Source organism: Salinisphaera sp. SWV1 (assembly GCF_052044155.1).
In the GTDB taxonomy this organism is placed as follows: Bacteria; Pseudomonadota; Gammaproteobacteria; order Nevskiales; family Salinisphaeraceae; genus Salinisphaera.
Genome location: NZ_JBQDYE010000007.1, coordinates 67,027 through 80,696, shown reverse-complemented (window position 1 = coordinate 80,696; position 13,670 = coordinate 67,027). Strand labels below are relative to the sequence as shown.

The window sequence follows — 13,670 nt, the reverse complement described above, 5'->3', positions numbered from 1 at the left end:
GACTGCCCGAACGGAATCCGACCAATGTCGCAGACCATTACTGCGCGCCCATGACCGAAATCGATACCCATGTCATCGCCGACCGACCGCCGAGCGACGCGTTTCGCTACCTCGCGGACTTTTCCACATGCGAGCAGTGGGACCCGGCGGTCTATCGCGCGGACAAGCTCAGCGCGGGCCGGCCCGCGGTCGGCAGCGAATTCCGTGTGATCGTATCGCTCGGCGCCCGCCGCAAGACGCTGCGTTACCGCATCGACGCGATCCAGCCCGGCCGGCGCATCGAACTCGTGGGCCGTGGCGCCGGCATCAAGACCTTCGAAACGTTCACCGTGAGCGCCGAGGATGGCGGCCGCCGATCGCGCATCGATTATCAGGGCCGCTTCTCGTTGCGCGGCCCGCTGGCCCGGGCGAAGCCGTTCCTGGCGCCGGCCATCCGGCGCATGGTGTCGCGCGCGGCGCGCGGCCTGGCCGCGGCGCTGGCCGTCGACACCCGAACGCCGCGCCAGGGCTGGCTCAGCTATGCCGCCGACCGGGCCATCCTGCCCGGCGAAGCGCTGTATACCGATCGCGGCTATTTCGCCATGGCCGACCGCTCGCACGGCGAATTCATGGACGGCAAGCGCGTCGTGGTGACCGGCGCGACCGGCGGCATCGGCCGCGCCATCGCCGCGGAATATGCCCGGCTCGGCGCGCATGTCACGCTTGTCGGGCGCGATGCCGACCGCCTGGAGGCGGCGGCCGAACACGTGCGCGGCTTCGCCGGGGCCACGCCGGACGCCGTGGATGTGGTCGAGGCCGATCTGACGAGCATCGCCGCCACACGCCGGGCCGCCGCGACCATCGCCGAGGATGCACCCAGGCTCGACGTACTGGTGAACAACGCCGGCGCGCTATTCAACGAGTACGGCGTGAGCGATGACGGCATCGAACGCACCGTGGCGGTCAATCTGGTGGCGCCCTTCGTGCTCACCGAATCCCTGATCGGCCCGCTGCAGGCCGCCGGCGGCCGGGTGATCAACATGGCCAGCGGCGGCATGTATGCCGTCGGCCTGGATATCGACGCCCTGTCGCCGTTGCCGGCGAACTATGGCGGGCTCAAGGCTTACGCGCGGGCCAAGCGGGCGCTGGTCGCGCTGACCGCGCACTGGGCGCGCCGCTACGGCGACCAGGGGCTACAATTCAACGCCATGCACCCCGGCTGGGTGGACACACCCGGCGTGCAAAAATCGCTGCCGCGCTTTCATTTCGTGATGCGCCCGGTGTTGCGCGATACGCGCATGGGCGCCGACACCGCGGTCTGGCTGGGTGCGGCACGGGCCGCGGCCGGGCTCAACGGCGCCTTCGTGTTCGATCGCAGGCCGCGGCCAACCGCGCTCGTGCCCGGCACCCGGGTCAAACCCAGCCAGGCCCAGACCCTGTATGGCTGGCTTCGCAACACCACCGGTCTGACCCCCCATGGCCTCGGATAGCGACGACTCGAAGAAACGCCGCCGGCGCATTCTCGGCGCCGGCATCCGTACGCTTTCTCGCGGCGCGATGCGCGGCATGCCAGGCTACGACCGCGCCAAGAGCCTGCACAAGACCGGCCAGGACTGGTACGACACGCTGGGCGGGCTCAAGGGCGCCGCCATGAAGCTCGGCCAGATCGCCTCGCAGTATCAGGATCTGCTGCCGCCGCAGCTGACCGAACAACTCGCCCGCCTGCAACGCAACGCCGAGCCCTGGCGCTTCGCCGATCTCGAACCCGTGCTCGAGGCGAACTGGACCGACGAACAGCGGGAGATGATCGAGCACATCGACGAGAACGCGATGGCGGCGGCCTCGATCGGCCAGGTACACGCCGCGCAGCTGACGGATGGGCGCGCGGTGGTGATCAAGATCCGTTACCCCGGCGTCGCCGACTCGATCGATGCCGACATCGCCAACCTGGGCCGGCTGCTCAAGTGGTCGCGCTTCCTGCCGATCGGCGGACGCGAGCTGGATGGCGTGCTGGGCGAGCTGCGCGAACGGTTCGTCGAGGAAACCGACTATCGCCGCGAGCTGGTCAACCTCAAGCTGCTGCGTCAGCTCGAACTGCGGGACTTCGAGCTGCCCGAGCCGGTACCCGAACTCTGTACCGAGGCCGTGCTGGTGACCACGCGGCTCGATTCGGCGCCGCTCGAGACCGGCCAACCGGCACTCGGGGCGGCGGTGGTCGAGGCGATCAATCGCCAGGTCTTCGAACTCGGCGCCCTGCACGCCGATCCGCATCCCGGCAATTTCGGCATCACCGCGGCCGGCACCATGGCACTCTACGATTTCGGTTGCCTGAAATATCTGGACCAGCCGACCCGGGTCGCCATGCGCGATATCCTGACCGCCGCCATGGCCGAGGACTGGGCGGGCGTACACGATGGCATGGAACGGCTCGGTGCGGTGCCCGAGGGCAGCTGGGAGCGCCATGCCGAGGTCTATCGGGAAATTTATGCCCGGCATGCGGAATCGGCCCTGGCCCCGCTGCGCGACCGCCGGCCCTATGTATTCGAACGCGACGAGCTGATCGATTCCATCCGTGCCGAGATCGGGCGTTCCATGGGTTACTGGCGTTATTTCAGAGCAGCGCCGAACATGGTTTTCGTCATGCGCACGCTGTCGGGGCTGTACTGGATACTGCGCAGCATCCACGCCGAAGTCGACCTGTACGGCGAACTGGAACGCATCGTGGCCGGCGAATACGGCCCGCCTGTACAGACCGACGAAACTCGCTGACAAGCCGCCCGGCGAGCGGCTAATCGGCCGTTCAGCCTGCCCGTCTATGCTATAGCCGTAAATCACAATCAAGGCCCGAGCTCACCGCCCTGACGGCGGCGAGCGGATGCCGATAACAGAGATTTCGGGTATGGAAAAAGGCGATCGGGCCGGCTTGACGGCCTTTTTCATAGGTTGTCTGTTCTTCGCATTTCTGGGTGGCGCTTATATCGTTCTGGCCCAGGTCTTTCCCTATAAATTTCTCGACAACGCCTATCGCGCCGGGTGGGCGCTCGTGCAGCAGAAGCACACGATCGACAACCCGTTCACGCAAACCGATCAATGGCGCAAGGCGCGCAGCGACAAGCGCGGCACCACCCTCTACGACCCGAAGCGCGCCTATAACGGTTATACGCTCTACACCTCGGGGGGCCGCACCACGGCCTATCTCATCGACATGCAGGGCCATGTCGTGCATCAATGGCACGCCGATTACTCCAAGCTCTGGCAGACCACGCCGGACGGGCGCGAAGCCCGGCCAGACAAGCTGATGTATTTTCGCAAGGCGGTGATGTACCCCAACGGCGATCTGTTGGCGATCTTCATCACCGCGGGTGATACGCCCTGGGGCTATGGCCTGGTCAAGCTCGACGCCAACTCGAACGTGATCTGGAAGTATCACGGCGCGACCCATCACGATCTGTATCTGACCGAGGACAATCGCGTGTTCGTTCTCACCGATGCCTACCGCGACCAACCGGTGCCGGGCTTCCCCAATCTGAAAACACCGTGGCTGGATGATTATCTGGTCGAACTCAACGGCAAGAACGGCCAGGTCATCAGGAAGATCTCGATCTTCGACGCGCTGTGGCATTCGCGCTACCAGGCCCTGCTCGGCGCCGACCCGAGTTTCGCCATGGAGGACCCGCTGCATACCAACAGCGTGCAGTATCTTGGCGACGCGCTCGGCAAGGCGTTCGCGCCGGCCCGGGGCAACGGCGATCAGGTGCTGTTGTCGACGCGGCATCCCGGGCTCGCCGTGCTGCTGGACGTCAAGTCCGGCCAGGTAACCTGGGCGCTGAAGGGGTCGTGGCTGGGCCAGCATTCCATGCGCGCGTTGCCGAACGGGCATTTCACCATTTTCGACAACTATGGCAACTTCGAGACGCACAACATGAGCCGGATTCTCGAGGTCGACCCGACCACGCACGCGATAACCTGGCAATACGAAGGCAATGCGCAGCACCCGTTTTCGAACCTGCTGCGCGGCGCCGTGGTCACGCTACCCAACGGCGACCGCCTGATCACCGAGTCCGACGGCGGCCGGCTGTTCGAAGTCGCGCCCAACGGCGACATCGTCTGGGAATACAACAACCCCATCCGCGGCGGCGACCACAATCAATACATCCCGGTGGTGTCCTCGGGTCAGCGCATCAAGCCCGATCAACTCGCCCCGGCCTTCCGCCGTTCGCTCAACACCTCGCAGGAGTGATGTCATGTCCCATCGTTGTTCCAACGCCCCCCGCTACAGCACATCGCTCAAACTGGGTATCACACTGCTCATCCTGCTGGCGCCGTTCGCGGCGGCCCAGGCCTATGTCGGCCCCGGGGCCGGGCTCAGCCTGCTGAGTGCGTTGTGGGGCCTGCTCTGCGCCATCGGCGCGGCATTCCTGTTCGTGATCCTGTGGCCGATCCGCCGGCTGCGTCGCAAGCGCCGCGAAGCCCGACAGGCCCGCGAGCAGCATGCAGACAACGCTGACAAGCCGGCGACCACCCAGACATCCGAACAACCGCGCGATCCGCGCTGATACCCGACCCCGCCGATTGCCCCGGCCGCCCGCTCCGGCGGCGTGGCCGGGTTTCGAGGCAAGGAAGCTTCCATGGGCCTGTTCAATATTCTCTCGCCGGTGTTCGGCGCCATCGACGGCGCGGCGGCATCCCTATTGCCGACCACGCTGCGCCTGGCGCTGTGGGCGGCGATTCTCGCCGTCGGCACGATGCTGCTGTACAAGGGACTATCGCCCCAGGCCCGCATCGGCACCGCCAAGCGGGAGGCCCGCGAGGCACGGCGCAAGCTCAACAGCTTCGACGGCGAGTTCGCCGATGCCGGCCCGCTGATCCGCGACCAGTTCCTCACCGCCTTCAAGCACATCGGCCTGGTCGTACCCGGCACGATCATCGCCGTGTTACCGCTGCTGTGCTTCCTGGTCTGGGCCGACAATCATTTCGACTACAGCCTGCCGGCCCACGGCAGCGCGCCCGACGTGGCCACCGTGCCGGCCGGTGCTTCGGGCGTGAGCGCACACTGGGACGCGGGCCGGACGCCGCCCGCTGTCTCGCTGGATGGCAACGGCACCACGCCGCGCGCCTATCCGATGACCGCGCCGGTGCCGATCATCACCAAACACGGGGCCTGGAACTGGCTGGTGGGCAACCCGCTCGGCTATCTGCCGGATGACAGCCCGGTGGAGGCGGTGCGCATCGCGCTGCCCGAACGGGAATTCATTCACTTCGGCCCGTCGTGGATGCGCGGCTGGCTCGCCGTGTTCATTCCGGTGATGTTCATCGTCTCGCTGCTGATGTTCAAATGGGCCAAGATCGAATGAACGACGATACCCGCCGCACCACAGTGCGCACCCCGCGCTCCGCGCCGAGCGAATCGGCCATCGCGAGCTTCGCGGTGCCGACCTGGATGCATCGCGTCGCCGGCTGGCAGGAACGCCATCCGCGCGCTGCGATCCGGCTGGGCAACTTCGATACGAAGACGGCCTCGGAAGCGATCGAGAACGTCACGATCCAGGCGCCGATCTACATCGCGGGGCTGGCGCGTTCGGGCACCACCATCCTGCTCGAACTGCTCGCCGAGCATCCGGACGTGGCCACCCACAAGTACCGCGACTTCCCACCAGTGTTCACGCCCTGGCTGTGGGATCGATGGCTGGCCCGGGTGCCGGAAAAAGACGAATCCGCCGCCGAGCGCGCCCACGGTGACGGTATCGCCGTCACCTCGCACAGCCCGGAAGCATTCGAGGAAGTGTTGTGGATGGCGTTCTTCGAGAACAGCCACGACGCCGCGCATTCGAATCGTCTGACGCGCGAGACCTCGAACCCCGAATTCGAGAAATTCTACGCCGACCATATCCGCAAGATTCTCGCGATACGTCACGGCAAGCGCTATGTGGCCAAGGGCAACTACAACCTCATGCGGCTGGCGTATCTACAGAAGATGTTCGCCGATGCGCGCTTCGTGCTGCCCGTGCGCGACCCGGTCTGGCACATCGCCTCGCTGATGAAGCAGCAGACCCTGTTCGAGGCCGGCGAGAAGGCCCATCCACGGGCGATCGATCATCTGCGCCGGGTGGGCCATTTCGAGTTCGGTCTGGATCGACGCCCCATCAACACCGGCGACGCCGAGGCCGTCGAACGCATCGAATCGCTGTGGCAGGCCGGCCGGGAGATCGAAGGCTGGGCGCGTTACTGGGCCATGGTCTACGGCGCGGTGGCCGACCAGCTCGCCGACGACGAGGCGCTCAGGCAGGCCACGCAGATCGTGTGCTACGAGCCGCTGTGCAATGACTCACAGCGCGTGCTCGCGGATTTCTATGGTCACTGCGGGCTGACGGTGGACCCGGCCACGCTGGACGCCGCCAGCCAGCGGCTGCACTTGCCGGATTACTACAAGCCCGCCTTCGAAGCCGACGAGATCGGCCTCATTCGCCAAATCGCCGGCCCGGTGGCCGAGCGCTTCGGTTACGACCCGGCACGACTCGGTGAGCGCGACCCGATCCGTACTGAAGCCGAGATATAGATTCCCGCCGAAATCGGCCCGGCCACAAGGCGGCCGGGCCTGCAAGCATTCAGCCCGTCACGGCGGCGACACCGGCCTTGGCCGTCGCGGCGTCCTGGTCGGGCTTGACCCCGGACACGCCCACGGCACCGGCCACCTGACCATCGACCACCACCGGTACGCCGCCGGTCATCGTGCCCTTCAACCCGGGCACCGACAGAAAGGCGGCGCGCCCGCCGTTGATCATGTCCTCGAAAACCTGGCTTTCCTTGCGGCCCAGAGCGGCGCTACGGGCTTTCTCGGTCGCGATGTAGCTGCCCATCGGCGCGCAGTCATCCAGCCGGCGCAGCGCCAACGGATGCCCGCCATCGTCCACCACCGCGATCGCCACGTTCCAGCCGTTGCGCTCGGCCTCGGCCTGGGCGGCATCGAGAATACGGTTGACATCATCCAGCGTGAGCACGGGTTTATGCTGCATGTTCTGATCCTTTTCGCGTTGTATGAGTGACTACGGTGGCCGGTCGGGGCCGACGCGTAGAGACGGATACCCCGATCATACCTGGCAGCCGACCTTAGCAGCGGCCGACGTATCCTGCGTTGGTGACGTCTTACCGACCGGGCGGCGCAGCGCGAGCCGGTCATGCACCGTCAGGTCATGCGTGCGAGCGTGTCGTCGTTCCGGATCACCCGGTGATACAGCGCGCCGCAGATATGCAGGCCGATCAACACCAGAATCACCCAGGCCAGGAACTGGTGGAGCTCGGACAAGGTGTGGGCCATGCCCGGGATCTTGCCAAGCGGGTTCGGGACCGAAATGAAACCGAACCAGCTGTATGCCCCGCTATGCGCGCTGATCATCAAAAACCCGATCAACGGCTGGGAAATCAAGGCAAGGTAGAGCAGCCATTGATTGAGATGCGCCGCGCCCGACAGCCAGACCGGCATGCCGGAGGGCTTCGCCGGTGTCCCGGTAAGAAAACGCACGCACAGGCGAGCCAGCATCAGCCAGAAGACGGTAAAGCCCAGCGACGCATGCCAGAAGATGAAATCGTTGTGTACGCCGGACTTGACCAGATCGAGCATAAAGCCGAGCGGCCACACGAAAAACACCAGCACCGCGACCAGCCAGTGGAAGGTCTTGGCCGCGGGATGGTAATGGTCTGATTGCGCTGCTGTGTTCATGAAGTCCCCTGTCACTGGCATGCGGGCATGGGCCGATGCCGTTGCTTGATTCGATCGTGCGAGCAGTATGAACAACTGCGATAGCACGAAGATGAAACGCGGGCTTGACGTTATACCAACGAATCGTGCGCCCGGGCCTCGCCGGAGCCGGCCCGCAGGTGCCGCGCCGCGGCGGCCGTCACGGCATCAGTCAAGGGCGCCAGCACCGTTTCCAGCCGCCGAACGTAATGCCAATCCAGCGGCACGTCGAACGGTGTATCCAACAACAGTTCATGCAAACGCCCGCTGGACAAGGCCTTGGCGACCAGCGCTTCGGGATTGAGCCCCCATCCGACCCCGGCGAGCGCCGCTTCGACGAAAGCGTTGGCCGAGGGCAGACGGTGGCCGAGGCCCGGCTCCACCGGCGCGACATACTGCGCCGCCCAGCGCGCCTGCAGGCGATCGAGCGTGTTGAACGACAGCGCGGGGGCGGCCTGCAATGCCTGCGCGGTCACGCCGTCGGCGAAATGCTGCGCAAGGAACGCCGGCGCGGCCGTCGCGCGATAGCGCAGACAGCCCAACCGCCGGCGATCGCAGCCGCCCACGGGATGCGTCTGCGCCGTCACCGCCGCCATGACCTCACCGCGCCGCAGCCAGTCGGCACTATGGTCTTCGTTGTCGATCACCACATCCACGCGCATCGATTGCAGAGCGGACAGCGCGTCGACGAACCAGGTCGCCAGGCTGTCCGCATTGACCGCCACCCGAACCGTCGGCCGGGTGGCATCGGGCGCCGGCACGCCCAGCCGGTCGAGCGTGTCCCGCTCAGCCAGGGCCACCGCCTCCGCGTGACGCGCGAGACGCTCGCCGTGGGGCGTGGCCTGGCACGGCAGACCGCGCGCGATCAACACCAGGCCGAGTTCGTCTTCCAGACGGGCGATGCGCTGGGAGACCGCGGACGGCGTGACGTGCAGTACCCGCGCGGCCCGTTCGAACGAGCCATGCTGAATCACCGCCAGGAGCGCCGTGAGCCGCGCCGAATCGAGCTGCATTACATTTTCTTAATTGGCCTCAGTAAATTTAGCTTTCCTGTTGCGGTTCGCGGATGCAAGTTGCTTGTCTTCATCCTTCGCATCGACCGCCGATCCATGCCCTTTTACAGCGGTTTCGCGCTCGGCCTCGGACTGATCGCCGCCATCGGCGCGCAGAACGCGTTCGTTCTACGACAGGGCCTGGCCGACCGGCATGTGCTCGCGATCTGTCTGTGCTGCGCGCTGTCCGATCTGATTCTCATCACCGCGGGGGTGGCCGGGATCGGCCGCGTTGCCCAGGCGCACCCGGCCTGGATCATGGCGCTTCGCTACGCGGGCGCGGTGTTTCTCGCCGCCTATGCCCTGGCCAGTGCCCGCCGTGTGGCGCTGGGGAACAGCGGCCTGACGCCCGGCGCAACCGGCGACGCCTCACTTGCGCGCACCCTGGCCATCGCTCTGGCGCTCACCTGGCTCAACCCGCATGTTTACATCGATACGCTGCTGCTGCTCGGCACCGTGGCCGCCACCTACGGCGACCAGCGCCTGCGCTTCGGTGCCGGCGCGATCTGCGCCTCGTTCGTCTTCTTCTTCGCCCTGGGATTCGGCGCCCGGCGGCTGCGCGGGCTGTTCGCCCGACCACTGACCTGGCGCATCGTCGACGGCGGCATCGCGCTATTGATGACCGTGCTCGCGACACGTCTGGCCCTCGGGGCATAACGCGGTCGCCGGCGTGCGTGATCGCGCCATGCAAGCGGGCACGACGCGCGCCGGCACGCCCCATCCCCGGCCAGCCGGACCATGGCGTAATGCCCGCCGCACCGACTCGCGCCTGCCCTCGAATACCGCGCCGCGCGTGACCTGCCCCTGTTCAGCCCGCCGCGGATGGCTATACTGGCCCGATTTGATTTTGGCCACGGGGGATCCGAACGATGTCGACCCGCTCGGTAGACAGCCCCTACATGCAGTTTTCCCGGGCACAGTGGGCGTCGCTCCGCGACACCACGCCCATGACGCTGACCCCGGATGAGATCCGTACACTCAAGGGCATCAACGAAGCGTTGTCGCTCGAGGAGGTGGCCGAGATCTATCTGCCGCTGGCGCGTCTGCTCAATCTCTACGTGGATGCCAACCAGCACCGCAGCGCGACGCTGGACCGTTTTCTCGGCAACCGTGACCGCCGACCGCCGTTCGTGATCGGCATCGCCGGTAGCGTCGCGGTCGGCAAGTCGACCACGGCCCGTGTGCTGCAGGCCCTGCTCAACCGCTGGCCCGAACAACGCAACGTCGCCCTGGTGACCACCGACGGTTTCCTCTATCCGAATGCCACCCTGGAAGCGCGCAATCTGATGAGCAAGAAGGGCTTCCCGGTGTCCTTCGATATCAATCGCCTGATCGAATTCGTCTCGGATTTGAAGGCCGGCCGGCCCAGACTCGAGGTGCCGCTGTACTCGCACCTGGTCTATGACGTGCTGCAGGATCGGGCACAGATCGTAGATCAGCCCGATATCCTCATCCTCGAGGGGCTGAACGTGTTGCAGAGCGGGATGGACTATCCACAGAACACGCATCATGTGTTCGTATCGGATTTCATCGATTTCTCGATATTCGTCGATGCCCCGATCGCGCAACTCAACGAGTGGTTCATCCGCCGCTTCATGACCTTGCGCGACAGTGTCTTCTCGGACCCGCATTCCTATTTCCACAAGTACGCGGATCTGTCCGACGCGGAAGCCGCAGCCACGGCGGATCGCATCTGGCGCGAGATCAACGAGGTCAATCTGCGCCAGAACATCCTGCCCACCCGCGAGCGCGCCAGTCTGATTCTCAACAAGGGCCCCGAACACGCGGTCGACAGCATCAGCCTGCGCAAATAATCGGCCGTGCACGGCAAGCGCGACCGACCCGGCCCGGCCCGGCCCGGCCAAATCGAGACCGGGCCACTGGACGAGCTCGTGCCCGGCTGACGCGCGACCCAGGCAGCTCGATGCCCTCGACACGCCCGCACCGGCGTAGATCGAAGCCTATGTCCGACGCGATCTGCCGCCCCGGGCCCCGCGCCGTACTGCCGGATTCGCAGCATCGGTCATATTGTTTGCCGTCTACGCCATAGCCAGCACAATGCCCAGAACAGCAACCAGAACACCACCGATCAAAAAGAGATAGAAATTCAGGTGACCGGACTGCAGGGCCCTGAGCCTCTGACCCAGCCAACGCACCAGCCGCACCATCGGGTCGAACAACCACGGCCCAAACACGGGGGCCAGTGCATAGCTGAAGTTGAGCTTTTTCGGAAAATAGCTCGACACTTCGTGCTCGCTTGAAGCGGTGGCCGTGGGGCGATAGACGAAGCCATAGTAGCGTTGCAAGGCGTTGGCAAACGTCAGCGCGGTGGTCGCGCTGACGGCCGGTGCGGCGAGGCCGCCGAACCAAATGGGCGCCCGCCTCGGCTTCAGTCGGGCCAGCCCCAGGACCAGCAGTGCGGGTATCAGGCTATAGGCGGCGAGCGCCAACGCCAGCTTGGTCGGGGAGATAAAAGCGAAACCCTTGGCCAGCGGGACCAGCAGCCAACCGTGGCGCATCAAATCGGTAGCGGACGCGCCAAAACGCAGGCTTGTCGCCGGCCCAAGAGCGTCCAACCACCACGGCATACCGATCGCCAGCACGAGCACGGCGATACCGAGCCAAACCACATTGACGCCGATCGGCTGCCGGTCTGGAGCTGTGGGTTCCGGGCGTCCCAGCAAGCCAAGCCCGATGGCTTTGACGAAGGTCGCCACTCCGATCGCACCGGACAGCGCCAATCCGGCCCCCGACAGCACCAGGGCAATCCGGGCATTTAAGGTATCCAGACTGAAACCGTGGAACAGGATCTGGAAGCCGAACCATTCGCTGATGAAGCCCGGGGTCGGCGGTACGGCGGCCAGGCTCAATGCCGCCAGAAAGGCGCCGGCCGTCATCCAGGGCATCAATCGCACGAGCCCGCCCTGTCTTAACCCGTAGCCGCGGCCTGCCCGAAACGCGGCATCGGACGCCAGCAACAAGCCCGATTTCGCCAACGTGTGGCCGGCCATATGCAGCAAACCGGCCACCCAGGCCATACCGGCGAGATGATTATTGCCGTGAAGCTTGAACAGTAACGCCGAACCCGCCAGCGATACGGCGATCGCTGCATTATCGGCGGATGAAAAAGCCAGCAGACGGCGCCAATCGTCCTGTTGGAAGGCATATAGCGCGGCAAGAATCGCGCTGACCACCGCCACCGCCAGAACGAGCTGCGCCAGACCGGCGTGTGCATTGCCGCACCAGTCGAGCAAACCGCGCACCAGGGCGAAGTACGCTGCGTTCAATACGATGCCGGATAAAATAGCCCCGCTCGCCCCACTGCCGCTGGCATAGGCATCGGGATACCATTCGTAGAATGGCAGCAATCCGAGTTTGGCGCCGAAACCGACCAAAAGCAGCAACGCAACGATAAAACCCGGCCAGCCGGACAATGCGAATCCCGAAAAAACGGTGTGACCGCTGGCCGCGGTGAACCAGAGCACGGCGGCGAAGAGGGCCACGCTGCCGACTTCCAGCAGGCCCAGCATGAACAACACGCCGCGCCCACTGTCACGATCCGGTTGCTCGGCCAGCAGCATCAGGGCTGCGCCGAGGCTCATCAACTCCCAGCTGATCAGAAACGCCGTGCCTTCCTGAACGCCGAAAACGCCGATAGCGCCCAGCAGACTGATGGCCACGCCGCTGTACCAACTCGGTCCACGCGCCACCGGCGAGTCGGAACACACGGCCGCAAAGGCGCCCAGTGCGCCGAACAACAGCAGCCATAGCGCGGCACCGTCGAATTTGATCGGCGTGCCGGCAGCGACCGGATTGAACGGCAAATAGCCCACGATCGGTGTCTGGGCCATAAGCGCTCCGACAACACCCGCGAGCAAGGCAACGAGTCCGGCCAACAGCCCGAGTCTGGCCAACCCACGCCCACCCCGGGCAAAGCCGGCAACCAGAGCCGCCAGCCAGGCCATTGCTGCGAGGGCAACAAGGTCGACATCGCCGATGCCTGTGGTCACGGCGGCATGATCAGTCATCCAGCTGCCCTCCCCGCATATGCTGTTCGGCCCGCCCGACGATCATCAGCAGCGCATGAATCAAGGCGGCGGGATTGGGCGGACAGCCCGGCAGATAGACATCCACCGGCAGAATCGGGTCCACGCCGACACCACTGGCATAAGTGCCGCCGACCGCCCCGCCGGAGACCGCGCAGGTCCCGGTCGCCAGGACCCAACGGGGCTCCGGCATGGCTTCGTAGGTTGCCTGCAGGGCGTCGCGCATCGCATAAGTCACGGTGCCGGTCACCAGCAGCAAATCGGCATGACGCGGCGATGCGGTAAAAAATATTCCCAGCCGGTGCAGGTTGTAGAACGGATTGTTGAGCGCCTGCAGCTCGGATTCGCAGCCATTGCAGGAACCCGCGTCGACATGCCGGATATGCAGACTGCGCCCGAACACGCGGCGGATACCGGCGGCCAGTTTCTGTTCGGGCGATGCGCCGTCGTCGTTATTGGCATCGGCGTCAGCCGGCCGCCAACGCAGGTCGTCGCGCTCGCGCACGCCCAGCGCCCAGTCGTTGGAGGCCGTCAACGCCCCGGTCGGACAGGCTTCGACACAGAGCTGGCACGCGATGCAACGGCCGTAGTCGATATCGAGCGCCGGCTCGCCGTCGGCCCGGAACTGGATCGCATCCGGCAGACAGACGTCGGCGCATTCGCGACAGCCGTCGCGGCATTTTCCCGGATCGAAACGCGGCATGCCCAGCACGCCCTCCTGGCCATGCGCATCGCCGCGCGTCGGCCAGGCGGTCGTCGCACGTCCGGCGCGCAGTCCGAAAAGAGTCCATAACGCCATGGCCGGAGCCTCCTTAATTCGTAAAACGAAAGCCCTGCGCTGTTCGGCCCGGGTTTCGC

Annotated in this window: 13 protein-coding genes; 8 read left to right on the top strand and 5 right to left on the bottom strand. The window is 65.6% G+C overall.

The window, feature by feature from the left end; all coding sequences use genetic code 11:
- Positions 1-50 precede the first annotated feature (50 nt).
- The 6 genes from ACS8YF_RS05110 to ACS8YF_RS05085 all read left to right on the top strand — a co-directional run bounded on the left by ACS8YF_RS05110 (position 51) and on the right by ACS8YF_RS05085 (position 6,535).
- Positions 51-1,469, top strand: a complete 1,419-nt coding sequence (locus tag ACS8YF_RS05110; RefSeq protein ID WP_440849144.1) for an SDR family NAD(P)-dependent oxidoreductase — start codon at positions 51-53, stop codon at positions 1,467-1,469.
- The gene (locus ACS8YF_RS05105) at positions 1,456-2,748 is read left to right on the top strand and encodes an ABC1 kinase family protein (protein WP_440849143.1); all 1,293 of its coding nucleotides are present in this window, start codon (positions 1,456-1,458) and stop codon (positions 2,746-2,748) included. Before ACS8YF_RS05110 ends, ACS8YF_RS05105 begins: the two co-directional genes overlap by 14 nt.
- A gap of 130 nt (positions 2,749-2,878) precedes the next feature.
- The gene (locus tag ACS8YF_RS05100) at positions 2,879-4,219 is read left to right on the top strand and encodes an arylsulfotransferase family protein (protein ID WP_440849142.1); all 1,341 of its coding nucleotides are present in this window, start codon (positions 2,879-2,881) and stop codon (positions 4,217-4,219) included.
- Between the two features lie 4 nt (positions 4,220-4,223).
- Positions 4,224-4,535, top strand: a complete 312-nt coding sequence (locus ACS8YF_RS05095; RefSeq protein WP_440849141.1) for a hypothetical protein — start codon at positions 4,224-4,226, stop codon at positions 4,533-4,535.
- A 72-nt stretch (positions 4,536-4,607) separates the two neighbouring features.
- Positions 4,608-5,333, top strand: coding sequence for a hypothetical protein (locus ACS8YF_RS05090; RefSeq protein WP_440849140.1), 726 nt, complete (start codon positions 4,608-4,610; stop codon positions 5,331-5,333).
- Positions 5,330-6,535, top strand: a complete 1,206-nt coding sequence (locus tag ACS8YF_RS05085; RefSeq protein ID WP_440849139.1) for a sulfotransferase — start codon at positions 5,330-5,332, stop codon at positions 6,533-6,535. Before ACS8YF_RS05090 ends, ACS8YF_RS05085 begins: the two co-directional genes overlap by 4 nt.
- 49 nt (positions 6,536-6,584) lie before the next feature.
- On the opposite strand, the gene ACS8YF_RS05080 is transcribed toward ACS8YF_RS05085, so the two are convergent.
- The 3 genes from ACS8YF_RS05080 to ACS8YF_RS05070 all read right to left on the bottom strand — a co-directional run bounded on the left by ACS8YF_RS05080 (position 6,585) and on the right by ACS8YF_RS05070 (position 8,727).
- Positions 6,585-6,992, bottom strand: a complete 408-nt coding sequence (locus ACS8YF_RS05080) for a GlcG/HbpS family heme-binding protein (protein WP_440849138.1) — start codon at positions 6,990-6,992, stop codon at positions 6,585-6,587.
- Between the two features lie 170 nt (positions 6,993-7,162).
- Complete coding sequence (locus tag ACS8YF_RS05075; protein ID WP_440849137.1) at positions 7,163-7,696, bottom strand: cytochrome b; 534 nt, start codon at positions 7,694-7,696, stop codon at positions 7,163-7,165.
- A 110-nt stretch (positions 7,697-7,806) separates the two neighbouring features.
- A complete protein-coding gene (locus tag ACS8YF_RS05070; RefSeq protein ID WP_440849136.1) occupies positions 7,807-8,727 on the bottom strand; it encodes a LysR family transcriptional regulator ArgP in 921 nt (306 codons plus the stop codon).
- 96 nt (positions 8,728-8,823) lie between these two features.
- On the opposite strand from ACS8YF_RS05070, the gene ACS8YF_RS05065 reads away from it, so the two are divergent.
- Together ACS8YF_RS05065 and coaA are read left to right on the top strand one after the other, a co-directional pair.
- Positions 8,824-9,423: a LysE/ArgO family amino acid transporter gene (locus ACS8YF_RS05065; protein WP_440849135.1), complete on the top strand. Its 600-nt coding sequence runs from the start codon at positions 8,824-8,826 to the stop codon at positions 9,421-9,423.
- 212 nt (positions 9,424-9,635) lie between these two features.
- Positions 9,636-10,580 (top strand): type I pantothenate kinase, encoded by a 945-nt coding sequence (coaA, locus tag ACS8YF_RS05060; protein ID WP_440849134.1) that lies wholly within the window; start codon positions 9,636-9,638, stop codon positions 10,578-10,580.
- Positions 10,581-10,805: 225 nt separating this feature from the next.
- Here coaA and ACS8YF_RS05055 read toward each other — a convergent pair whose 3' ends face one another.
- Both ACS8YF_RS05055 and nuoB read right to left on the bottom strand, forming a co-directional pair.
- Positions 10,806-12,794: a proton-conducting transporter transmembrane domain-containing protein gene (locus ACS8YF_RS05055; protein ID WP_440849133.1), complete on the bottom strand. Its 1,989-nt coding sequence runs from the start codon at positions 12,792-12,794 to the stop codon at positions 10,806-10,808.
- A complete protein-coding gene (nuoB, locus tag ACS8YF_RS05050; RefSeq protein ID WP_440849132.1) occupies positions 12,787-13,611 on the bottom strand; it encodes an NADH-quinone oxidoreductase subunit NuoB in 825 nt (274 codons plus the stop codon). The genes ACS8YF_RS05055 and nuoB overlap by 8 nt, the downstream gene beginning before the upstream one ends.
- Between the last annotated feature and the right edge of the window lie 59 nt (positions 13,612-13,670).

Excerpts from the sequence above, each read along its gene's own strand:
- ACS8YF_RS05065 (WP_440849135.1), top strand. The coding sequence starts at position 8,824 with ATGCCCTTTTACAGCGGTTTCGCGCTCGGCCTCGGACTGATCGCCGCC.
- ACS8YF_RS05075 (WP_440849137.1), bottom strand. The coding sequence starts at position 7,696 with ATGAACACAGCAGCGCAATCAGACCATTACCATCCCGCGGCCAAGACC.
- ACS8YF_RS05100 (WP_440849142.1), top strand. The coding sequence starts at position 2,879 with ATGGAAAAAGGCGATCGGGCCGGCTTGACGGCCTTTTTCATAGGTTGT.
- ACS8YF_RS05055 (WP_440849133.1), bottom strand. The coding sequence starts at position 12,794 with ATGACTGATCATGCCGCCGTGACCACAGGCATCGGCGATGTCGACCTT.
- coaA (WP_440849134.1), top strand. The coding sequence starts at position 9,636 with ATGTCGACCCGCTCGGTAGACAGCCCCTACATGCAGTTTTCCCGGGCA.
- ACS8YF_RS05085 (WP_440849139.1), top strand. The coding sequence starts at position 5,330 with ATGAACGACGATACCCGCCGCACCACAGTGCGCACCCCGCGCTCCGCG.
- nuoB (WP_440849132.1), bottom strand. The coding sequence starts at position 13,611 with ATGGCGTTATGGACTCTTTTCGGACTGCGCGCCGGACGTGCGACGACC.
- ACS8YF_RS05090 (WP_440849140.1), top strand. The coding sequence starts at position 4,608 with ATGGGCCTGTTCAATATTCTCTCGCCGGTGTTCGGCGCCATCGACGGC.
- ACS8YF_RS05105 (WP_440849143.1), top strand. The coding sequence starts at position 1,456 with ATGGCCTCGGATAGCGACGACTCGAAGAAACGCCGCCGGCGCATTCTC.
- ACS8YF_RS05095 (WP_440849141.1), top strand. The coding sequence starts at position 4,224 with ATGTCCCATCGTTGTTCCAACGCCCCCCGCTACAGCACATCGCTCAAA.
- ACS8YF_RS05110 (WP_440849144.1), top strand. The coding sequence starts at position 51 with ATGACCGAAATCGATACCCATGTCATCGCCGACCGACCGCCGAGCGAC.
- ACS8YF_RS05080 (WP_440849138.1), bottom strand. The coding sequence starts at position 6,992 with ATGCAGCATAAACCCGTGCTCACGCTGGATGATGTCAACCGTATTCTC.
- ACS8YF_RS05070 (WP_440849136.1), bottom strand. The coding sequence starts at position 8,727 with ATGCAGCTCGATTCGGCGCGGCTCACGGCGCTCCTGGCGGTGATTCAG.